Origin of the sequence: Acinetobacter lwoffii (assembly GCF_024129115.1) — a bacterium.
GTDB classification, from domain to species: domain Bacteria; phylum Pseudomonadota; class Gammaproteobacteria; order Pseudomonadales; family Moraxellaceae; genus Acinetobacter; species Acinetobacter lwoffii_T.
The window spans coordinates 33336-52305 of record NZ_JAMXXO010000004.1 but is presented as its reverse complement, the minus strand read 5'-3'; the positions used below and the strand labels follow the sequence as shown (position 1 = coordinate 52305).

Sequence of the window (18970 nt, the reverse complement as noted above, 5' to 3'; positions counted from 1 at the left end):
GTTTAAAGATGACGCATCTAATAAGATCACGCATCTAAAAAGTCAGGTTCTTCCTTGCTATCGTCTTCTTCAACAACCACTGCTTTGGTAAGCAGCTGGTCGCGAATCAGTTTTTCGATCGTCTGAGCCATTTCTTTATGCTCTTCAAGATAACGGATGGTGTTGTTCTTACCTTGGCCAATTTTGTCGCCTTGATAAGAATACCACGCACCAGCTTTCTGCACGATTTCTTGCTGTACAGCAAGGTCGATCAATTCACCTAGATGGTTAACACCTTTGCCATAAAGAATCTGGAACAAAGCTTCTTTAAACGGAGGCGCCATTTTGTTTTTCACGACTTTGACTTTGGTTTCAGAACCAACAATCTCGTCGCCTTCTTTCACTTGACCGATACGACGGATGTCTAAGCGAACAGAAGCATAGAATTTCAGTGCGTTACCACCGGTTGTGGTTTCCGGGCTACCAAACATCACACCAATCTTCATACGAATCTGGTTAATGAAGATCACCATACAGTTGGAACGCTTGGCATTACCAGTAATTTTACGCAGTGCCTGGCTCATCAAACGGGCTTGCAGACCCATATGCGAGTCACCCATTTCGCCTTCAATTTCGGCACGTGGTGTCAATGCAGCAACAGAATCGACAACGATCATGTCGATCGCGCCAGAACGTACCAGCATGTCTGCAATTTCAAGTGCCTGTTCACCGTGATCCGGTTGCGATACCAGCAGATTGTCGATATCTACGCCAAGTTTGCGCGCATATTGAGGATCAAGTGCGTGTTCCGCATCGATAAATGCACACGTACCGCCTGCTTTCTGACACTCTGCAATTGCTTGCAATGTCATTGTGGTTTTACCTGAAGATTCAGGACCATAGATCTCGACGATACGACCTTTAGGTAAACCACCAATACCGAGTGCGATATCCAGCGTTAAAGAACCTGTAGACACGGCTTCAACTGCCTGAACGGTATTGTCACCAAGACGCATAACTGTATTTTTACCAAACTGTTTTTCAATCTGGCTTAAGGCAGCGTTGAGCGCCTTGTTTTTATTCTCATCCATCTTACAACCTCAATACGATGTCACTAAGTTAGTACTCAAGTGGATGTCTTAAATTAGAGCTTTGTTCCACAGGTGTATAGTGACAGAATTTTCCCTAGTGTTCTATAAAAGTCAGCGCATGTACGACATATTCTGACGCTTAAATTTATTCGTCATTATAGGACCATGACTGATCGAAATTCTGACTATTTTCATTTTTAAATCTACTGATGTCACGACGATCTTTCTTGCTTGGACGATGGTCGGGACGAGCTAGATTATGCAACTTTCTTTGTGACGTAATCAATTCCCGGCGCGCAATACTGACTTCGGTCTCTTCATACAGTTTTTGTGCCACGGGTGCAGGTCCACGAACATCAGAAAGTTCCTTAACCAGCACGGTTTTTTTGTCGATGCCTTGCTGAATCGTCAGTTCCATACCAACACGGACTTCGCGCGATACCTTGACACGTTCACCATTGTGATGGACTTTGCCACCTTCAATCGCATGTTTGGCAATCGAGCGGGTTTTAAAAAACCGTGCTGCCCACAGCCATTTGTCTATACGCATGCCTACCGCATCTTCGGGTAAAGACGATTTACGCATATTTTTTTTCTACCTCAGCCTGATTTAAATGAGTGATTAAATCTGTTAATTGGTGCAGCATCGGGTAATTACAAGTCTGACGTGCTAGTTTGGCTGAAGAGGGCTGCTGGATGCTGAACAGGTTCTGAATGCCATAGGCTTGAGCCCCATTCAGGACTTTTTCAGTATCATCAATAAAATAAGCATGTGCAGGATCAAATGGATGCAGTTCATTCAGGCCTTGCCAGAACTCGATAAATTCTTTGGCATGTCCGATCGTTTCTGAGCTGACGATGACATCGAAATAATCTCTTAAATTCAAATGATCCAGTTTAAATGCTAGACCCGCACAGTCAGCATTGGTGGCTAGCCAGATCGGGTAGTCATTATTTTTAAGATAATCCAGCAATTCGAGACAATGAGGGCGTAAGGCGACTTTATCTTTATGTTCAATTTGCATCGCCAGAACATCGACTTCGACTTTAGCCGTCCAGAAGCGTGAAGAGTACCAGTTTAAGGTATGATTATGTTCCTGATAGAATGCATAGAGTGTCGCTTGGCTGTGTTCCAGGCTACAGCCATGTGTGGCAGCATAACGCACAGGCAATAACTCGTTCCAGATGAAATCATCATAGGCAAGATCAAGTAAAGTGCCATCCATATCGAAAATTATAGTCGGCTTTTGCATTCAAGATTCTCCAAAGTTTTTCAAAGTTCAACAAAGCATACAGAAAAGCTTTAGATTCAATAGAATTACTCAACTTTCGCGTTTATTAACGACAATCAAATAATTTCAAAGTTCAACAAAGTCATTTACCTTTCAAGAAAAAATATGTACATATGTGTGTACATAATTTCGCTCTGCCTGAATATGTACAGAGTATAGAACATTTGGACTGGAAAATTTAAATGGCTTTAAGTGATAGTTGGCTCAAATCCAACAATGGGAAACCGCGTGAAAAAGTTGAGGTGGTGACAGATCGTGATGGTCTGTCAGTGCGAATTACACCTAAAGGCAAGATCGTCTTTCAATATCGCTATCGTTTTGGCGGCAAGGCCAAAAGACTGGATTTAGGGACTTATCCCTTACTCAGTTTAAAAGATGCCCGGGTACAGGTACATAAATATAAAACTGAACTCGACCAGGGCAAGGATCCGATGCAGCTTAAACTGAAAGGGGAAAGCGACTATCTGAAACAGCTTACAGTCAAAGACATTTGCGATCTCTGGTTTAATACGGTTGCCATTCATAAAGTCTCATATAAAGATGATTATCGGGCCTTTGAGTTGCACGTTTACCCACGTATAGGTAGACGGATCTGTGATGATGTGTCGCTGCAAGAATGGTCACAATTGCTTTTTGATATTGCTGCAGATGCTAAAACCGTATCGATCAAGGTGCTGGGCAATTTAAGAATGATCATGCGCTGGGGATGTATTCACGGAAAATTACAGCATCAGCCTATTCAGCACTTGAGAGCAGCAGATCTAAACGTAAAGAAAGTAAAGCGCTCACGTTATCTTTCAGAACAGGAAATATTCTGGGTGGTGCATGCTTCACTGCGATCGAATGCCATATCACCAAAAAACAAAGCCATTATTATCATGTTGCTGTTCTTCGGTTGTCGTGTTTCAGAATTAAGGCTGGCCAAGAAGTCGGACTTTGATTTTCAGGAAATGATCTGGCACGTACCACCAGAGAATCACAAGATGGGGGATCGTACCCATAAGCCTATTATTCGGCCCATCATTCCACAAATTGTGCCATTCATTAAGTATGTTTTTTCACTCTCACCTGATAGCTGTGAATACGCTTTCCCGAACTTGAAGGGTAAAGCCTATACCATGTTGGCCAAAAGCTTTCAGACCACTATACCTATATATGTGAATGAGAATGTGCGTAAACGTTTTGGTGTGCAGATCCAGCACTGGACCACACATGATTTGCGCAGAACAATGAGAACGCATATATCAGAACTGGCACCACCGCATATCTGTGAAATTATGCTTGGCCATGGTTTACCTGCAGTATGGGGAACTTATGATTTACACGAGTATTTAGATGATCAGGCGCAGGCTTATGAAAAGTGGTTCTTCAAGCTCTGCGCCATATTGGATAATTACGAGCGCTTTGATATTAAAGGCTGTATTTCAAGTGATTCAAGCAATCCGTTGTCTCTTTCCCAGGCATCCACGGCTTTAATACCATAGCGGCTGCTTGAGCGCCCATGTGCTTTGATCACTGGTTCAGGAAAATCCTTTTTATTGCGCCAGTTGATCAAAGTGCCTTTTGTTACCCCATAACGCTTTAGTAACTCAGGCGTTGAGATATATAAAACCATCAAGACACCTCCTTTAAACTTTTCACCACAGATTCCGGTAAACCAAACACATCCTTAAAAGCCTTATCAAATTCACCACTAGCAATAAATTGATCGATGCAGTTTTCCGGCTTCTGATGCTGAGCGATGTAGCTGCTCAATGCCTGATATATACCGTTTGAATTTCCCTTAGTTACACCGACATGAATCTTGTCACCGATATTCTTAACTGAAAATCCAACATTAAGATTTGAAGCGTCAATGATTTCCATAAATGGCACGAATTCATCCTGATTAAAAATCAGATCAAATGGCATTTCTTTATGCAGCTCATCACAAACATAGTTAGCCAGTTGAAGTTTTGTTAATTGAATTTCAGTCATTGGCTGGCTCCTGTGTTCTGACAAAATCTTTGCCATCGGGATCAACGCCAAGGTATTCACAAATTTTTCTACCATGGGTAGAGCCAACGCATGTTTGATGTGACGCATGGCTCCAATTTAGATCAGACTTACGTTTCTTGGCTGAGCGTAAAGACCAATACAATCTTTCTTTAGGGTCTAAATGAATTTCATCCCATGTTTTTTCAGTCGGAGAATCAGGCACCGCTTGGGCTTTGGCTGGAACAACAAGAAAACCAGCTTCATTAATTGCCTTCAAAACTGCTTCTGCTTGCTCATCACCCCATTCATGGGAGTTGCGCAAAATTGCGGTTTTTACGACTTCTTTAATATCCATCATGCCACCACTTCTTCAAATAAACGGACACCGACCAGGCGGCCGCCATCGACACAAAATTGCACATTAGCCAAGCCGAATAGATCAGAAAGCAATACGCCTAGCTCATCCTCTTTTAATGTCAGCTCGCTTTTCCGTGTCACAATAGTTTTGATTTGTGCTTTTAAACTGCTGATTGCATTTACAGGCTCTTCCGTTGGCTTATCACAGAATACTTCCCATACTTCTTTTGCTGGTTCTCTCGGAGTCGCTGGCACTTCAACAGGTTTAATCACATCAATCTCCTTTTCTGCATGCTTTGCTAATAAGTATTTAAAGCTGCCTAATTTTCCAATCCGTTTCACGGATCCATTTTGGGTGAGCCTGTAGATCGAATTAGTGAATTGCTTGTCACTCATTTCTGCAGTAGCCATAAGTTCGGCCTTACTCAAACCATTGGGGAAGTCTTCTAAATAGTGAAGAATCGCTTTTTCTACACTAATCTTTGCTTCATTATTCGCTAATTCAGGCTTTGGCTTTGCAACTGGCTTTGGCTGAGCCACAACTTCATCTGCTACTTGGTTAGCATTCACCAAAGAATAAATACCTTGATGCTCTTCCACCTCAAGAAGCTCAAGCGCTGCTCTTACTGTTTTCACACTTAATCGGCAGATACCCATTAACTGGCTGATAGACAGGCCTAGAGGATCATTTTTGATAGCATTAAAAACCTTATCTTTAGCTTTGTTTAAAGCTTCACGTTCATGGTGTCTTCTTAGATCTGCTGCTGAATTCATTTTAATTCCCCTTTAATTCCTCTAAGAGCCACACCCGAAGGTGTGGCCATATCCGTATTATTTATTTGGGAACATATCCATCTGATCTTCGATCAATTTCTTTTTCTGCGCGTAGGCTTGCAGTAATTCCTGTTGATGCTCATTGGTCAAATTCGGCTTAGCTGCATTCATTTGCTGTGCAACTTGTCGAATGTCTTCACCGTTCTTGGCATCAGAGATCAGTAGGGTAAGACCGTTTTTAACTGATCCACTTTTGATCGGGTCTACAGCGGGCGCTTGTGATGTTTCAAACTTGGTGCGTACTTGCTCAATGTTCGCCTGCAGGTACTGGAAGTCTGTTTGCGTCAAAGCATTGTCATTCTCGATCTGTTCTTCGATGTCCAGAATGTCGGCCAGTGATTTCGCTGTATTTAAGGCTTTGGCATATTCCTTTTTCATTTCCGTAGAGCTAGGTTGTTTCTTTTGCTGTACCAGTGCTTCGGCTTCTTCCTGTAGGCGCTTCAATTCATTTACGCTTAACTCTCCATCTCCTACATCATTTGATGTTTGATTTTGGACATTTTTAGCTTGTTGAGCCGGCGGAATATCTTCTACTGGTGCTTCAACTTCCTGTGTAAAAGTCTTGGTTTGAGTTTGACGTGAGCGCTTTGGTTTTTCTTCTGCAGGTGCATCGGTAACAACTTCTTTCACAACATTCTGCTTAATGCTGTCCAAAGTTTGCGGTGCTTCTTGTGGTGCTGGTTCAGGCGTAATATCAATGATTGATTCCATTTCTTCTTCTTGAGTACGTAGACCCATAAGCAGATCTGGCGCATAGATACGACCGAAGAATGAAGCAGCACGATAGCGAAGCATCTGTTCAGGCATTGATTGCCATTTTGATCCATTCTTTTGATACCAGCCTTCTTTTACAGCCATTTCCATGGTGATAGGAGTAGATTCCAGACGCTCACCAGTCGCTTTTTCAACAACCCAAGCCACACATTTGTAATTCTTAACGCGAGCAGTTTGATTTGATTCGACTGGTTCTTTTTTCTTAGTAGCCTGGTTATAAATCCATTCAGTCACAGCATATGGAATTTCTACTTCTTCATCACCGCCAGTAATATCAAAGCGTAAAGGGCTATAACGACCACTACTATTGATTGCAGCAATAATGAATTGGCTTGACCAACTCGGACGACCGTCCACCAGGTAAAGGTTTTGCATGATCATCATTGGATCTGCACCTAAGCGCTGAGCCATATTCAAGGCAATAATGCAGTTAGACACGCCGTTTGGGTTTGCTTCAGGACGGAATAACCATTTCTTAGCCTGCTGGTCGTAGCGATCTTTAACCATAAGAGTGTTGCGGAAAGCTTCAGGAATGATCGTACTGTTGGCCAAACTTTCAGCCATGTGGTGCATCGCCTGGAAGCCACGATAAGTATTAAAGTTTGCTTCAACATTTTCAGGTTTACGTTGAGCGCGAAGTTGTTCAGTTGTCATTACTTGAGAAGTCATTGTGTTATTCCTTATTTCTAAAAATTAATTACTTACGAAATTTGCAGGTAGCGTACGCAGGGCAGAACTTTTCATTGCAGAGCATGGATTTAGAGTTGCCGTAAAACGTACCGTGTTTAATAATTTTGGCCGCGTGGTGCAGTAGTCCTGGATCTTCTTCAGTACCCAGGAGTACTTCTGCAGGTGATTCAATTTCACCAATACCCACGTGCTGACCTTTATCTGTTTTGCCAGTGGTCAGGCCATAAATACGGGCAGGGGCTGTTACCGGTTCCTGTAGAGCATGTGCAGCAAGTACGGTATAAATTCCCATTTGCGGCGCATGGCCAACGGTTTTTACTACGCCGTCATTAGTTACAGCAGCCTTGCCGGTTTTGATATCAGAGATACCTAATTCACCTTCATCGTTTTCATAAATGCGGTCGATGGTGCCAGTAAGTTCAATTCCTAGATCTGCAAGGATTAATGATTCACAATGCACTTCCACACCGATGAAGTTCTGAGTAGGTGCAATGTGAGTGATGTACTTGTGCATCAGTGATTGGCCAATTGACTCAGCATCGTTCTGATTCAGGTCAGACCAATCCACTTCTTCATTGGGTTGCCAGATCTGGTGATGCAGAATTTCTTCGCATTCTTCCAGGCTAACTTCTTCACCGATTAAGTTCAGGTGATCCCATTGGGTTACAGCTTCATGAATTGCGGTACCCAAGCGATTGCGTGCACCAGCTGGATTGCGTTTATTTAAAAGATTCTTTGCTTCCCAGCGTGCAGGGCAATCAAAAAGATCGCCTAGTGACGAAGCACGGATCGGGATAATCCGGGTAGGATTGACATAGGCATTCACTTCGCACCCCCTACAGACTTGGCAATCGCTTCTGCCTGGTATGCAGATTCTTTATCTGCTGCATGCAAAATCATGACTGACAGACCAAAGAAGATTGAAAACAGGAGCATCCAAGCAGCGACATTTGAAGCAACTTCTTTCGCTACTGATTTAGGTTCTGGATGTTGGTACAAGCGCTCAGAGGTCATGCTCGATTGACCGAACTCTGGCAGGTTGCTTTGAATAGGATTTTGTTTCATACTTATCTCGCATATTTGCAAGCCCGCTAGATTTCCAGTCCCTGCGGGCTTTTTATTGGGTACGAGATAAATATTGCTATAGCGATAGAATTATGTCAATAGCGATGCGATAAAAATATCGCAAAAAAGATAATTATTTTTACAGCAATAAAAAACCACCCGAAGGTGGTTGTAAATTTTTGGATGTCATTAGTTTTTATATTGGCTCTCACCATACTCAAGCTGGAACAGGGCATCTTCAATATCTAAAAACATTTCTGCGTTACTCTTATCCAGACTTTGTTTTTTAAAATAACTAAAAATTAAAAATCCAAAAATAGCAGATGATATTAAAAATGATCTAACAGTCTCTATGGTTGGATAAGACCAGATAACAATGATTAAATTAATTAAATAGCCTAATAAAAATAAACCTCCAAAAGCACATATGGTTTCAATATAGTTGTTGCTGCTGGACTGTATTTCATACAGTAAATCATCAGCCATTGCCCTAAGTCGGTCACGCTTAACATCTAGATAATGATTTTTTGTCTTTCTGTTATTCAAAGAACCTTTTCTTTCATTCCTAGCTCTTTCGATTATTGAAAATGCAGCGTTTGCGTCCTCTAAGGATACATAAAATCCACTTTTATGCTCCCACCCATTTTCTGTTCTTTTGGGCTTAAAAAATAAAGCCTTGGTTAGTAATCTCCATAAGTACATAGATTTACCAGTTCTCCAATGATTGCCAAGACCAAGCCCAGCCAATGACTTCAAATTGTTGTTCTATAATTTCTTGAGCTATCAATCTTTCTTCAGGATATTCGGCTGCATTGTCGCTTACGATCCGTACACCACCCAATGGCAATTGATATAGGCGCTTAAATTTAAATAAACCGCCATGGCATACGGCAAATACTTTGCCATCCCTAATCGTTTTGCGTCCTAAGTCCACGTAAACAATATCTTTGTCCTTGATCGTTGGAAACATTGAATCACCCATGGCTGGAAGGGCAATACAGTTTTCTTTAAGAATGTTTCTATCTGTCAGCGCATTTTTGTTCACGGTAATTTTCTTTGCATGTTGCTCCATCGCTTCTGCAAATGAGCCGCTCCCACAAGAAACATGAACATCATCAAAATATTTAATTTCCACTTCCTCAATGCTGATTAATCTTAGTAATTGATGGTCAGTTTCTAATTCTTGTTTTTCTTTCTCTGCTCGCCATTGACGTTCTAACTCAATGATTTTATCCATAGCATCCATTTTTTCCGGATGTTCCCCAGTCAATAAATATTCCTGAGTAGTTTTTAAAATCTTGGCAATCGCCATAAGGTTATCTGCAGACGTGCTTTTCTTATCGTTTTCTAAGTCCGAAATTGTTGACTGTGTTACCCCAGCTTTTTTAGCAAGCGCAGGCTGTGATAGGCCATGCGACTTTCGTAGTGTTCGAATTCTATTACCTAGTGTCATTTGTTTGATTTCCAGTCTCGATACATCGCTATTGTGATTTAAAAACAAATCGCAATGGCGTTAAAAATAGTTGTACAAATATCGCAATAAAGATAGTATTATCGATAAAGCGATAAATAGGAGTTAAGTGATGACTAATTGGAGTCAGCTAATTAAAGACCTTCAAGATAAAACGAAGGCAAATATGACCCAGCATCAGATCGCTGAGAGTGTGTCCTGTTCCCAGAACTACATAAGTGATCTGAAAACTGGAAAGAAGGGAAAGCGTATTTCTTATGAAATCGCTGAAGGCTTAAAAAAACTGCATCACGAAAAGGTGCAATCAGACAGCAATGAGGGCGAGCAATGTCTGAAAAATTAACTGAAAGCATCACTTTCAAATGCACATATGACGAAAAACGTGACTTGGAAGCAATTGCTAGATCTGAAAACAAAACTCTGTCTGAGCATATAAGAAGTTTGGGCATATCGAATATTTCTGAAGTTCGGGAACGTTTAAATAATCTCGCATCTCTTATGCGTCTGACCACAGATACCGTAGACACGCCTATTTTTGAATTAACACCTGAACCATTGATGAAACCTACCGGCACAAAAAAAGCCCATCTGTGCGACCAGATGAGCTTCTTTGCCATTCACTCAGAAAGTAAATGAGGCATGTAACGAATGTTGAATTTAACACGTATCGGGGAGGTTGTGAAGCTATGAATACTGCACAAGTAATTCCGTTTAAGAAGCCTTCACAACCAGCACAAGGGGCTGGGAAAAACATGTATAGCGATAAGTTCGATCAGGGCTATGTTATGTCTAGTCGCTTGTATCGAAAAGAAGTGTGGCCATTCATTAGTGATGCTGCACGTAACGTCTATGTGGAGCTGGAAAACCGCATTAACGGACATAACAAAGAGTCTGATTTTGTCAGCTATTCACAACTTCAGGGCAGTGATCTACCAGGTGCACGTCAATTGGGCCGTAAAACTGTATCTGCTGGCTTAAAGGAACTTATTAAATACGGCGTTATTAGTGTTGTTGCTAGCGGAAAACAAGGCATGAAGTCTTATCGAATTAATGAGATTTCTATCAAAGATCGGTTCACTAAGGGAACTAGTTCACCTATGACACCAGTTTCATTAGTGAACCAGACCAGTTCACCTACGACACTAGTAACTAGTTCACTAGGGGAACACACAATAGATACACCTATAGAATCTTTAGAAAATAATAAGAATAAAGCGCCGGCTGAATTTGTTCCTCAGGATCGTGGTGCTTTGAATTTTATTGATTACCACTCTGAAGACTCAAAGTTGTATTCGCTGAAAGATCTATCTGGGACCTACCCAATCAAACAGGATTTCATGGCTCAAGCAGCTGTGAGTTTCCCAAAGCTGTCACAAGCCATCGTACTTGAACAACTCAAAGAGCTGGCGCAATGGTCAGTTGGTCAACCTGAACGTATTTCTCAAAAATGGATGACCACCTGGTTGAACTGGTTACGCAATTACCAGCCGGCAAAACCGAAGACAGACAAGCCAAAGGCAAGCAAGAAACCTAATGCAAATCTGAACGTGAATGATGCATGGAAAGATCAGGCAACTTATCACGCACCTGTTGAAAACTTCCAAGTGGATATCCCGGAGGACTTCGTATGAACGCAATGTCATCGTTTTCATTTGAACTCAAAAAAGTTCAAGAGATCTGCAATAAGCATCAAGTCGCTATGGTTCAAGCCGGGCCATATCACAAGTGCCCTAAATGCGCCGTAGAGTTTCATGAAGCACAACTTGCACAAGCACAGGCCGAAGTGGATCGTCAGGTACGTGAAAAGCATTTTGCAGGTGCTCAACTTCCAGAACGTCATGCTCAGTCAGGTTTTAAAAATTACCTGGTGAAACATGCAGGACACCAGAATGCACTGAATCAGGTTGTTTCTTTTGCCAAGAATATGATCAACGGCGACAAGAATAACTTTGTGATGGTTGGGCCGACTGGTACAGGAAAAACCCATCTGAGCTGCGCAACAGCAAGAACATTGCTCAACAAGGGCAAGCATGCACGCTACATCACCAGTGAGGATCTGGCACAACGAATCATGCACGCATGGGATGCACCAGACGCTACAGAGAAATCTGTAATCCATGATTTCACTCAATACGATTTATTAATTCTGGATGAATACGGACTGCATGACCGTGATAAACGCCGCGAGCTGGTACATAAGGTTTTGTATGCACGATATGACCGTATGAAGCCGACCATGCTGATTTCAAATTTAACCCTGGAAGAACTGCAAAAAGACTTAGGTGATCGTCTTTGGTCTCGATTCCAGCAAGGTGGCTTAAGCGTAGTCGAATGCAATTGGAATGATCAGCGTGTAGGTGGTGCAGCATGAGTATCAGTCAATCACACGGCCACATGTTTGAACTCACGATTGAAATCGTTTTGTTCATCACGTTCCGGAGAAAGAAAACCTATGTGCAGGATGTTCTGGATGATGTGGTTTCAGACGTAAGCAAAAGAACTGTGCAGAAGTATCTGGCATCACTTGAGAAGCTTGGATACATCACAGGCGATAAAAAATATCCACAAGGATTCCTGCCAACCGAAAAAGCTAAACAATTATTTGAGGCTGGTACATGACTGGAACCCGTTGGAGCGAAAAACAGTTAGAAGTTCACTTGAATAAGCATAATTTGCGCAAGGAATGCGCGTCAGTGCAATTTAAAAACAAAATTGAAGTAAAGACACATGAAGCAGAGAAAAACGCCGTAGACGCGAAACTAGAGCGAAATAGCGTAGAGGGTGAAAAAGTCATTTTAGATTTTAATTTGCCGGCCATTCCTCCATCAGTAAACCACTACTGGAAGAAATCTGGACGCGGTTTCAAGTTAAGTGATGAGGCAAGAGATTTTCATGATCTGGTCAGCATGTTGGTACCGCCAACCAGAACAGCAGCACGGTTAAAACTGGAGGTGACGTTTCATTTTCCAAATCGGTTAAGACGGGATATCGATAATTACTTGAAAGCAACGATTGATAGCCTGGTGAAGTGTGAATTTTGCGTAGATGACGAACAGTTTGATGAGCTGATAGTGCGCCGGGGCAATGTTGTAAAAGGCGGATTACTCAAAATAAAAGTGATGGAAATTTAAATTGAATATAGGGGTTGCTATGGGAAGTTCTATGGGGCTGCAACTGGTCGGTGGGGAGTGTGGAGAGGGGGTATATACGAACGACCCTCGCGCGCGCGCGCGTTTTATCAATCTGCATACCAAAAAGAAGGTCAAAGAGTTCAAGTTAAAACTTCGAAATTACAAACGTCCGGACTTCAATCGAATGATCCTGGACTTATGCAAATGCGGATGGACACACGAAAAGATTGCAGACGTTCTACCGGTGTCTGGTGCTTCTACCGTGTCTGAATGGGCGCGTGGTGGCGTTCCAAATTATGACAACGGCCATGCATTCATTCTGCTTTGGCAAACAGAGACAGGCATTGATCGTTACCCACTGGAAGGTGAATGGATGACATACAAGTACAAGATTGGCCAGATGGATATTTTTGAAGACGGCGGCCTGTGTGATCAGGTTATTGATGAGTTGGATCGGGAGTTGGGTTTATGAACTTAATCGAAAAATTAGGGCTAGAGAAGTGTAAGCAGATTGTGGATGGGGCACCTGAGTGGGCGAAGTATTGGATTACCCGAGATCAGTATCACGGCCACATCATGTCATTTCCAAATATGACTGATCAGCAGAGTTACTTGTTGAGTGACCTCCGCACCGCTCTAGCCGACCACGACCGCATTGATACGTGTAGTGATATCAAGAACCATATCAGCCCGAATACGAAGGTGATTGAGGGATGAAAATTATTTTAATCGCATTTTTGTTGATGGTATCCATCCAGGCGAATGCCTCATGCAAATACGAGGCTCGCGTTAGATTGGGTTTGGTGTGGTACACGGTGGATATTAAGACTGAAAAACCGCTAACCAGAAAACAGGTGATTAGCCGTCTGGCTCAAAAATATAACTTTCATGATGTTGGTGATATTTACGAAGTCAAAGGATGTGAAAGATGAGTGATTTTAAGGCTGGTCAAACAGTAACGCACGACAGTCCATGCTGGAAACCACAAGGCAAGCTAACCATTGTAAAAGTAGATATTGGCCGTCGTAGTGGATTAAAAATTATTACTGCGACCGATGAAAGCGGAAAGGAGTTCACTGCTGTAGAGGGGGTATTTCATGCCACCTGACTACACCCACATCGAGAATGACGGCACGCCGTGGAAGGAGGCCAACGGCGATTGGTTTTACTGGCGTGATGTATGGGGATGGATTCAGTATGTCGGGCCAAAGAATAGTAATTTTTTTAATAAGTTTAGGTAAGATAGGGATTAATAAATAACAAGGATTTATTTTATGTGGGAATGTTTAGTGACACTTTCAACGTGGGCTGAAAGTAATTCGGGGCAGATTCAAATCATGATAGGTGTTATCGCGCTTGGTTTCGCCTATAAGGCGTATAAAAAAGTCCTAGAACAGATTGAAATCTCTAATAAACAAACTGATATTTCTATAAAACAAAATGGTATAGACGCAAAGTTAGCTACACTCAATCTATTAAATGAGAATATAAAGAATAATATTGATATGCTTAAACAAGTGCCGTTACTTGTTGGAGAACTTGAAATAATTAAAAAACAATTAGAAGAGAAAGGGGAGAAAGAAAAGGCTGAGATAGTGATGAATAATATAGTAATGCTTACTAATCAAGAAAATACCATAAGCAAATCTAAAAATGAACTAGCTGCCATGACAGAGAAGTTCTCTAATATTTCACACTCAAATGAAGAAGAATGGAATGAGTATCTGAAAATCTTGTATGAAAATTTAATTGGCTCAACGAATTCACTTGGTGATTATCACATGCTTATCCACTCTATAGAAAAAATAAAAATAGAAGAAAACTTAAAGTAATCACCCAACAAACCCGAACACCCATACCCCCACAGTAACCCTATCAACCAACGATAGGGTTTTTTTATGGCAGCTCGCAAAGTAAATACACCAGGTGCAACAGAGAAAGCACCGGAACCAGTCAGCACGGCAGAACAGGCCGATGCAGCGTTAGAGCACATCACGGGTCAAGATGCTGAATCACAAGACCAGTCTACTAATGAAACTAGTTCACTAGGTACACCAGTTGAACCAACTGCAGAAGAACTGGCAGCCAAAAAGGAATATGAAGAATTCCTTGCATGGCGCAAAAACAAAGGTGAATCAGCTCAACCAGCTACACAGCATGTACCTACATCCAATGCACCTACCGATCCAACAGCAAAGCGCACGCGCCAAGTTGTAGGCCCTAACGGTTGGATCACCGAGGAGTACTAACCATGTGTGGTGGATTTATAGGTAAGGCCATTAGCACCGTAACGGATGCCATTGGTCTGACTGATACCAAAGCAGCATCCAAAGGCTATGACGCTCAGGCAGCAGAAGCCAAAGCCCGAGCAGAAGCGCAGACAGCAGAAAACGAACAGGTGGCACAGCGCAAAAAGCGTAAAGCTTCTGAAGTGCTTTCTTCTGCATCTGATGATGAAAAGAAATCAACACTAGGCGGTTAAGGCATGAGTGATCGAGCAAGTCAAATTTGCAAACGGTTGGGTGAGCTTCGGGCAGAACGTGCCAAATACGAAGCGCACTGGACTGAATGCTACAAGTACGGAGCACCTGAACGCCAGCAGTGTTTTAGTGGCAGTTCAGGTTCCGAAGGCACCAGAGAGAAACAGCGTGCTGATTTGCTGGATTCTACTGCTGCTGAATCAATCCTGATCTTTGTATCTAACCTGATTGCAGGTACCACACCTGCAAACGCGATCTGGTTTAAAGCTGTGCCTGATGGTATGGATGATCAAGCTGAACTTACACCAGGTGAACACTGGCTTGAGCAGGTCGCACAATTCTTATTTCGTAATATCCACGGCGCAAACTTTGACAGTGAAATCTACGACATGATCATTGATTTCGCCGTTGCTGGCTGGGGTGTGGTTTATCAAGACATTGACCGTGAAAAAGGCGGTGGCTTCACATACCAGTGCTGGCCAATTGGTGAATGCTTTATTGCGTCCACACGTCCAGATGGGCAAGTAGATACGATTTATCGCGAATACACCAAAACCGCTGCACAGCTGGTCAGTGAATTTGGCGAACACAAAGTAAGTGATGCCGTGCGTAACACTTACCAGACTCGACCAGATGACCGTTTCAAGGTTGTGCATGTGATCGAACCACGCAAGGTCAAAGCATCAATGACCAACCGTGTATTACTACCGAAGAATATGCCGTTTGCTTCATATCATGTGGAAGTGGATGGAAAAAATATCCTGAAAGAATCTGGCTATAACGAATTCCCTTGTGCGGTACCACGTTTTAGAAAGATCCCGGGCAGTGTGTACGGCATCGGCATTATGTCTACGGCGTTACCAGATGCTAAATCAGCCAATGCTTTGATGCGTGACACCTTGCGCAGTGCTGAGATTGATGTACTCGGTTTCTGGATTGCTGAAGATGACGGCATTTTAAACCCACGTACTGTGCGTATCGGTGGCGGCAAGATCGTTACTGCAGGAAAGGTGGATTCAATGAAGCGCCTGGATAGTGGAAAAGGCTTTCAGGTCGCAGATCCATTGCTAGATCGTATTCAGTCCAGCATCCGCAGAAAGCTTATGGCTGATGGGATGTCGCAGCATTACAACACGCCACCGACAGCAGCAGAGATTTATGCACGTGTCGACATGATCCGGCAGCAGCTTGGGCCGTTATATGGCCGTGCACAGGCTGAATTACTTGTTCCTATCCTTGATCGTGCTTTTGGTCTGGCATACCGGGCAGAAGCATTAGGCGAAGCACCAGAGGATCTACAGGGTCGTAATCTTTCATTCAAGTTTATTTCACCACTGGCACGTGCTCAGAAGCTTGAGGAAGTGGCCAGTATTGAGCGTCTGATGGCTTCACTTGGATCAATTATTGAAGTCGCACCGGATGCACTGGACAACATTAATCTTGATGCAGTACCGCAAGTACTGGCAGCTGGTCTAGGTGCACCAACTTCAATCATGCGTACTACGGATGAACTTCAGGCATACCGTGAGCAGAAAGCACAGCAACAGCAACAGGCAGCAGCTCAGGAACAACAGGCAGCTATGGCACAGCAAGTAACAGGAGCTGTAGCAAATGCAGCAGGCAAAGGTCTGGAAGCACAAATGGTTAGTGAGGTGATGCAGTAATGGAATATTTAGTTGGAGCGCTATGTTTATTGTTGGTGATCTTTATTTGGCTACTTGTCAATCATGATCAAAAAGTGGCTGATGCAATTACCTATAAACGAAAGATTGAAGTGTTAAAGGACACAGAAGCCAAGCTGCGTGCACGTCTTGCTGAGGCTGAAGCCAAAGTTAAACAGCCTGAATCTGATTTCAGTGAACTCATTGCCGAACAAGAGGACGAATTAGGCTTTGGCCATCACGTTAAATGGCGCTCACATCGAAAGCCAACGGCGCTGACCTATCAGATACATTTCGATATGGACGTTAATGGCCAGCGAATTTTAGAAGAACTCACCGTGCGATTTAAACGCAATGCTTTCACTGATAACGAACGTGAGACATGCCGCCGTTTGGGCCGTGCCGAAGTCGTGGACTTCATTATCAACCGAATTAACACAGCAAATGACCCTCGCTATGACGAGAGCCTAGAACTAGCACACATGGAGCAAAACAATGAATGAACAACAGAACCCAAACCCAGAGAACATACCAGCAGTTGAACCAGTTCCAACTCCAGAACCAACTCCGGGAGCAGAACCACAACCGGCTCCGGGTACTCCGCCAGCAGATCCAGCACCAGGTGAACCAAACCCGGCACCAGTTGAAACAGATCCAGCAAAAGCGGTACCAGAATCTGCCGATGCCTATAGCGTTTCAATTGATGGCTTCGATTTTGATGCATTTAAAGAAGATAACGCTGAAGTACTGCAATCATTCCATGCTGAAGGCATGACCAACAAGCAAGTTGAAGCAGTCGTTAAAGCCTATGAACAGCATCAATCCGTGCAAATGGAGGCCCTGCAGGAAGAATGGGGCAATGACTTTGGTGCAAATGTGAATCTGGCTAAACAAGCCATTGAAGCATTAGGTTTTCAGGCTTCGGATCTGGACTCACCAATCGGTGCGTTAAAGCTGGCGGCCGCTATTGGTAAGCATATTCAGGAAGATTTACCACCTTCTAACACACAGCAAAACGTTGGTGAATCAGTTCAACAATTAATGATGTCGGAAGCCTACTTGAACGACAAGCATCCAGACCATAAACGCGTCTATGCACAGGTTGAACAGGCTTATGCGAAGCAATATCAATAAGGGGGATTTAGCCAATGGCTAACCAAAACAAAATCACAGCGGCGTTTGTTCAACAGTTCCATGACACATACGACGTTGCGGCACAGCAAAACGAATCACGACTGCTTAAAACCGTTGTGAACCGTGGAAAAATTGAAGGTGAGTCATTCACCATCAATGACATGGGATCTGTAGAAATGCAGGCTTCTGGTGCTCGCTATGGTGACACTCAGTGGACGCATCCGGATGTGGGTGTGCGTACCGCGTTAATGTCTGATTGGGATCTATTCATTCCAATTGAACCGCGTGACCTGCCTAAGCTAAAAGCAATGCCACAAGACAAATATATGAAGTTATTGATCAGCGCACGTGAGCGCAAGATTGACGACATTATTTATACAGCGCTTGTTGGTCCAGTGACTCGCAAAGTAGTAGACGATGCCGGTACAGCAACTGTTTCCACGGTGAACCTACCAGCAGGTCAAATCATCGCACCGGCTTTCGGTACGCTGAAGCAGCAAATCACCAAAGCAAAATCACTATTCCGTGCGAACGAATGTGATGAGCAGAACGGTGAAGAAATCTTTATCACGTACACATCGGATGTTCTTAACGCATTCTTGAACGACACCGTTTTGACCAACTCGGATCACGTCAACGTTCAGATGTTGCAGAACGGTGCAGTCGGTCACAAGTGGTTGGGTGTGACTTGGGTTGCTTATGAAAAAGTAGGTCAAGGCGCTACAGCCGGAACCAAGCGTTTAGCAATGTACTGTAAGTCTGCTGTTCATTTCGGTGATGCAGATATTACCAGCTTCGATATCTCGACTCGTCCGGATAAGAAGAACGTAAAACAGGTTGGTGGTGTTCATTCATTTGGTGCTGGTCGTGCCAATGAGAAGAAAGTCGTAGCGATTGACTACACACCGGCTTAATTAAAGGGGCTTTGGCTCGGCATCTTGGGCATGGGGTGTCGGGTCTTTTTTATAAGGAGCAGCCAAAATGATTCAACTTCTGATGTGTCTTTTTGGTTTTCATGGTGCGACTGAGATTGG

The 18970-nt window shown here is 43.1% G+C and carries 30 protein-coding genes; 18 read left to right on the top strand and 12 right to left on the bottom strand.

Translation table 11 applies throughout. The features are described 5' to 3' along the window. Positions 1–26 precede the first annotated feature (26 nt). The 3 genes from recA to NI470_RS05475 all read right to left on the bottom strand — a co-directional run bounded on the left by recA (position 27) and on the right by NI470_RS05475 (position 2323). Entirely contained in the window at positions 27–1070 is a 1044-nt protein-coding gene (recA, locus tag NI470_RS05485) for a recombinase RecA (protein WP_004279873.1), read from the bottom strand. A gap of 145 nt (positions 1071–1215) precedes the next feature. Beyond that, entirely contained in the window at positions 1216–1656 is a 441-nt protein-coding gene (locus NI470_RS05480; protein WP_005246619.1) for an RNA-binding S4 domain-containing protein, read from the bottom strand. Then, on the bottom strand, positions 1649–2323 hold the full coding sequence (locus NI470_RS05475; RefSeq protein ID WP_253147911.1) for an HAD-IA family hydrolase: 675 nt from the start codon (positions 2321–2323) through the stop codon (positions 1649–1651). Before NI470_RS05475 ends, NI470_RS05480 begins: the two co-directional genes overlap by 8 nt. Positions 2324–2544: 221 nt before the next feature. Between NI470_RS05475 and NI470_RS05470 the strand changes: the two genes are divergently transcribed. Next, positions 2545–3846 (top strand): tyrosine-type recombinase/integrase, encoded by a 1302-nt coding sequence (locus NI470_RS05470; protein WP_253147912.1) that lies wholly within the window; start codon positions 2545–2547, stop codon positions 3844–3846. On the opposite strand, the gene NI470_RS05465 is transcribed toward NI470_RS05470, so the two are convergent. The 9 genes from NI470_RS05465 to NI470_RS05425 form a co-directional block, all read right to left on the bottom strand. Continuing rightward, positions 3756–3977 carry a hypothetical protein gene (locus tag NI470_RS05465; protein ID WP_005251506.1) on the bottom strand — a complete coding sequence of 74 codons (222 nt, stop codon included), beginning with the start codon at positions 3975–3977 and terminating at the stop codon, positions 3756–3758. The two genes, NI470_RS05470 and NI470_RS05465, sit on opposite strands and share 91 nt — an antisense overlap. Then, entirely contained in the window at positions 3977–4339 is a 363-nt protein-coding gene (locus NI470_RS05460) for a hypothetical protein (protein WP_005266598.1), read from the bottom strand. The genes NI470_RS05465 and NI470_RS05460 overlap by 1 nt, the downstream gene beginning before the upstream one ends. After that, positions 4332–4697, bottom strand: coding sequence for a hypothetical protein (locus NI470_RS05455; protein ID WP_253147913.1), 366 nt, complete (start codon positions 4695–4697; stop codon positions 4332–4334). Before NI470_RS05455 ends, NI470_RS05460 begins: the two co-directional genes overlap by 8 nt. Next, positions 4694–5470, bottom strand: a complete 777-nt coding sequence (locus NI470_RS05450; RefSeq protein ID WP_253147914.1) for a hypothetical protein — start codon at positions 5468–5470, stop codon at positions 4694–4696. Before NI470_RS05450 ends, NI470_RS05455 begins: the two co-directional genes overlap by 4 nt. A gap of 57 nt (positions 5471–5527) precedes the next feature. Further along, positions 5528–6973 carry a recombinase RecT gene (locus NI470_RS05445; RefSeq protein ID WP_253147915.1) on the bottom strand — a complete coding sequence of 482 codons (1446 nt, stop codon included), beginning with the start codon at positions 6971–6973 and terminating at the stop codon, positions 5528–5530. A gap of 28 nt (positions 6974–7001) precedes the next feature. Then, complete coding sequence (locus tag NI470_RS05440; RefSeq protein WP_253147916.1) at positions 7002–7820, bottom strand: RecB family exonuclease; 819 nt, start codon at positions 7818–7820, stop codon at positions 7002–7004. After that, on the bottom strand, positions 7817–8059 hold the full coding sequence (locus NI470_RS05435; RefSeq protein WP_253147918.1) for a hypothetical protein: 243 nt from the start codon (positions 8057–8059) through the stop codon (positions 7817–7819). Before NI470_RS05435 ends, NI470_RS05440 begins: the two co-directional genes overlap by 4 nt. A gap of 189 nt (positions 8060–8248) precedes the next feature. Continuing rightward, on the bottom strand, positions 8249–8761 hold the full coding sequence (locus NI470_RS05430; RefSeq protein ID WP_253147919.1) for a hypothetical protein: 513 nt from the start codon (positions 8759–8761) through the stop codon (positions 8249–8251). A 4-nt stretch (positions 8762–8765) separates the two neighbouring features. Continuing rightward, positions 8766–9512, bottom strand: a complete 747-nt coding sequence (locus NI470_RS05425; protein ID WP_253147920.1) for an XRE family transcriptional regulator — start codon at positions 9510–9512, stop codon at positions 8766–8768. 130 nt (positions 9513–9642) lie between these two features. On the opposite strand from NI470_RS05425, the gene NI470_RS05420 reads away from it, so the two are divergent. The 17 genes from NI470_RS05420 to NI470_RS05340 all read left to right on the top strand — a co-directional run bounded on the left by NI470_RS05420 (position 9643) and on the right by NI470_RS05340 (position 18850). After that, entirely contained in the window at positions 9643–9873 is a 231-nt protein-coding gene (locus NI470_RS05420) for a helix-turn-helix domain-containing protein (protein ID WP_253147921.1), read from the top strand. Then, positions 9858–10166 (top strand): hypothetical protein, encoded by a 309-nt coding sequence (locus NI470_RS05415; protein WP_253147922.1) that lies wholly within the window; start codon positions 9858–9860, stop codon positions 10164–10166. The genes NI470_RS05420 and NI470_RS05415 overlap by 16 nt, the downstream gene beginning before the upstream one ends. A gap of 149 nt (positions 10167–10315) precedes the next feature. Beyond that, complete coding sequence (locus NI470_RS05410) at positions 10316–11161, top strand: hypothetical protein (protein ID WP_253147923.1); 846 nt, start codon at positions 10316–10318, stop codon at positions 11159–11161. Next, positions 11158–11901: an ATP-binding protein gene (locus NI470_RS05405; RefSeq protein ID WP_253147924.1), complete on the top strand. Its 744-nt coding sequence runs from the start codon at positions 11158–11160 to the stop codon at positions 11899–11901. Before NI470_RS05410 ends, NI470_RS05405 begins: the two co-directional genes overlap by 4 nt. Continuing rightward, a complete protein-coding gene (locus tag NI470_RS05400; protein WP_244783154.1) occupies positions 11898–12149 on the top strand; it encodes a hypothetical protein in 252 nt (83 codons plus the stop codon). The genes NI470_RS05405 and NI470_RS05400 overlap by 4 nt, the downstream gene beginning before the upstream one ends. Continuing rightward, positions 12146–12661: a RusA family crossover junction endodeoxyribonuclease gene (locus tag NI470_RS05395; protein ID WP_253147925.1), complete on the top strand. Its 516-nt coding sequence runs from the start codon at positions 12146–12148 to the stop codon at positions 12659–12661. Before NI470_RS05400 ends, NI470_RS05395 begins: the two co-directional genes overlap by 4 nt. Positions 12662–12680: 19 nt before the next feature. Then, positions 12681–13133, top strand: coding sequence for a hypothetical protein (locus NI470_RS05390; RefSeq protein WP_253147926.1), 453 nt, complete (start codon positions 12681–12683; stop codon positions 13131–13133). Beyond that, a complete protein-coding gene (locus NI470_RS05385; protein WP_153566354.1) occupies positions 13130–13378 on the top strand; it encodes a hypothetical protein in 249 nt (82 codons plus the stop codon). Before NI470_RS05390 ends, NI470_RS05385 begins: the two co-directional genes overlap by 4 nt. After that, positions 13375–13593, top strand: coding sequence for a hypothetical protein (locus tag NI470_RS05380; protein ID WP_153566355.1), 219 nt, complete (start codon positions 13375–13377; stop codon positions 13591–13593). The genes NI470_RS05385 and NI470_RS05380 overlap by 4 nt, the downstream gene beginning before the upstream one ends. Further along, a complete protein-coding gene (locus NI470_RS05375; RefSeq protein ID WP_153566356.1) occupies positions 13590–13769 on the top strand; it encodes a hypothetical protein in 180 nt (59 codons plus the stop codon). The genes NI470_RS05380 and NI470_RS05375 overlap by 4 nt, the downstream gene beginning before the upstream one ends. A 166-nt stretch (positions 13770–13935) precedes the next feature. Beyond that, positions 13936–14493 (top strand): hypothetical protein, encoded by a 558-nt coding sequence (locus NI470_RS05370; protein ID WP_153566357.1) that lies wholly within the window; start codon positions 13936–13938, stop codon positions 14491–14493. A 66-nt stretch (positions 14494–14559) separates the two neighbouring features. Further along, on the top strand, positions 14560–14910 hold the full coding sequence (locus tag NI470_RS05365; RefSeq protein WP_253147927.1) for a hypothetical protein: 351 nt from the start codon (positions 14560–14562) through the stop codon (positions 14908–14910). A gap of 2 nt (positions 14911–14912) precedes the next feature. Next, a complete protein-coding gene (locus NI470_RS05360; protein ID WP_005251554.1) occupies positions 14913–15143 on the top strand; it encodes a hypothetical protein in 231 nt (76 codons plus the stop codon). A gap of 3 nt (positions 15144–15146) precedes the next feature. After that, positions 15147–16805 carry a portal protein gene (locus NI470_RS05355; protein ID WP_253147928.1) on the top strand — a complete coding sequence of 553 codons (1659 nt, stop codon included), beginning with the start codon at positions 15147–15149 and terminating at the stop codon, positions 16803–16805. After that, entirely contained in the window at positions 16805–17305 is a 501-nt protein-coding gene (locus NI470_RS05350) for a Bbp19 family protein (RefSeq protein ID WP_253147929.1), read from the top strand. Before NI470_RS05355 ends, NI470_RS05350 begins: the two co-directional genes overlap by 1 nt. Continuing rightward, positions 17298–17936, top strand: a complete 639-nt coding sequence (locus NI470_RS05345) for a hypothetical protein (RefSeq protein ID WP_253147930.1) — start codon at positions 17298–17300, stop codon at positions 17934–17936. The genes NI470_RS05350 and NI470_RS05345 overlap by 8 nt, the downstream gene beginning before the upstream one ends. A gap of 14 nt (positions 17937–17950) precedes the next feature. Beyond that, positions 17951–18850, top strand: a complete 900-nt coding sequence (locus NI470_RS05340) for a phage capsid protein (RefSeq protein ID WP_005266543.1) — start codon at positions 17951–17953, stop codon at positions 18848–18850. Positions 18851–18970 lie beyond the last annotated feature (120 nt).

Excerpts from the sequence above, each read along its gene's own strand:
- recA (WP_004279873.1), bottom strand. The coding sequence starts at position 1,070 with ATGGATGAGAATAAAAACAAGGCGCTCAACGCTGCCTTAAGCCAGATT.
- NI470_RS05480 (WP_005246619.1), bottom strand. The coding sequence starts at position 1,656 with ATGCGTAAATCGTCTTTACCCGAAGATGCGGTAGGCATGCGTATAGAC.
- NI470_RS05475 (WP_253147911.1), bottom strand. The coding sequence starts at position 2,323 with ATGCAAAAGCCGACTATAATTTTCGATATGGATGGCACTTTACTTGAT.
- NI470_RS05470 (WP_253147912.1), top strand. The coding sequence starts at position 2,545 with ATGGCTTTAAGTGATAGTTGGCTCAAATCCAACAATGGGAAACCGCGT.
- NI470_RS05465 (WP_005251506.1), bottom strand. The coding sequence starts at position 3,977 with ATGGTTTTATATATCTCAACGCCTGAGTTACTAAAGCGTTATGGGGTA.
- NI470_RS05460 (WP_005266598.1), bottom strand. The coding sequence starts at position 4,339 with ATGACTGAAATTCAATTAACAAAACTTCAACTGGCTAACTATGTTTGT.
- NI470_RS05455 (WP_253147913.1), bottom strand. The coding sequence starts at position 4,697 with ATGATGGATATTAAAGAAGTCGTAAAAACCGCAATTTTGCGCAACTCC.
- NI470_RS05450 (WP_253147914.1), bottom strand. The coding sequence starts at position 5,470 with ATGAATTCAGCAGCAGATCTAAGAAGACACCATGAACGTGAAGCTTTA.
- NI470_RS05445 (WP_253147915.1), bottom strand. The coding sequence starts at position 6,973 with ATGACTTCTCAAGTAATGACAACTGAACAACTTCGCGCTCAACGTAAA.
- NI470_RS05435 (WP_253147918.1), bottom strand. The coding sequence starts at position 8,059 with ATGAAACAAAATCCTATTCAAAGCAACCTGCCAGAGTTCGGTCAATCG.
- NI470_RS05430 (WP_253147919.1), bottom strand. The coding sequence starts at position 8,761 with ATGTACTTATGGAGATTACTAACCAAGGCTTTATTTTTTAAGCCCAAA.
- NI470_RS05425 (WP_253147920.1), bottom strand. The coding sequence starts at position 9,512 with ATGACACTAGGTAATAGAATTCGAACACTACGAAAGTCGCATGGCCTA.
- NI470_RS05420 (WP_253147921.1), top strand. The coding sequence starts at position 9,643 with ATGACTAATTGGAGTCAGCTAATTAAAGACCTTCAAGATAAAACGAAG.
- NI470_RS05415 (WP_253147922.1), top strand. The coding sequence starts at position 9,858 with ATGTCTGAAAAATTAACTGAAAGCATCACTTTCAAATGCACATATGAC.
- NI470_RS05410 (WP_253147923.1), top strand. The coding sequence starts at position 10,316 with ATGTCTAGTCGCTTGTATCGAAAAGAAGTGTGGCCATTCATTAGTGAT.
- NI470_RS05405 (WP_253147924.1), top strand. The coding sequence starts at position 11,158 with ATGAACGCAATGTCATCGTTTTCATTTGAACTCAAAAAAGTTCAAGAG.
- NI470_RS05400 (WP_244783154.1), top strand. The coding sequence starts at position 11,898 with ATGAGTATCAGTCAATCACACGGCCACATGTTTGAACTCACGATTGAA.
- NI470_RS05395 (WP_253147925.1), top strand. The coding sequence starts at position 12,146 with ATGACTGGAACCCGTTGGAGCGAAAAACAGTTAGAAGTTCACTTGAAT.
- NI470_RS05390 (WP_253147926.1), top strand. The coding sequence starts at position 12,681 with ATGGGAAGTTCTATGGGGCTGCAACTGGTCGGTGGGGAGTGTGGAGAG.
- NI470_RS05385 (WP_153566354.1), top strand. The coding sequence starts at position 13,130 with ATGAACTTAATCGAAAAATTAGGGCTAGAGAAGTGTAAGCAGATTGTG.
- NI470_RS05380 (WP_153566355.1), top strand. The coding sequence starts at position 13,375 with ATGAAAATTATTTTAATCGCATTTTTGTTGATGGTATCCATCCAGGCG.
- NI470_RS05375 (WP_153566356.1), top strand. The coding sequence starts at position 13,590 with ATGAGTGATTTTAAGGCTGGTCAAACAGTAACGCACGACAGTCCATGC.
- NI470_RS05370 (WP_153566357.1), top strand. The coding sequence starts at position 13,936 with ATGTGGGAATGTTTAGTGACACTTTCAACGTGGGCTGAAAGTAATTCG.
- NI470_RS05365 (WP_253147927.1), top strand. The coding sequence starts at position 14,560 with ATGGCAGCTCGCAAAGTAAATACACCAGGTGCAACAGAGAAAGCACCG.
- NI470_RS05360 (WP_005251554.1), top strand. The coding sequence starts at position 14,913 with ATGTGTGGTGGATTTATAGGTAAGGCCATTAGCACCGTAACGGATGCC.
- NI470_RS05355 (WP_253147928.1), top strand. The coding sequence starts at position 15,147 with ATGAGTGATCGAGCAAGTCAAATTTGCAAACGGTTGGGTGAGCTTCGG.
- NI470_RS05350 (WP_253147929.1), top strand. The coding sequence starts at position 16,805 with ATGGAATATTTAGTTGGAGCGCTATGTTTATTGTTGGTGATCTTTATT.
- NI470_RS05345 (WP_253147930.1), top strand. The coding sequence starts at position 17,298 with ATGAATGAACAACAGAACCCAAACCCAGAGAACATACCAGCAGTTGAA.
- NI470_RS05340 (WP_005266543.1), top strand. The coding sequence starts at position 17,951 with ATGGCTAACCAAAACAAAATCACAGCGGCGTTTGTTCAACAGTTCCAT.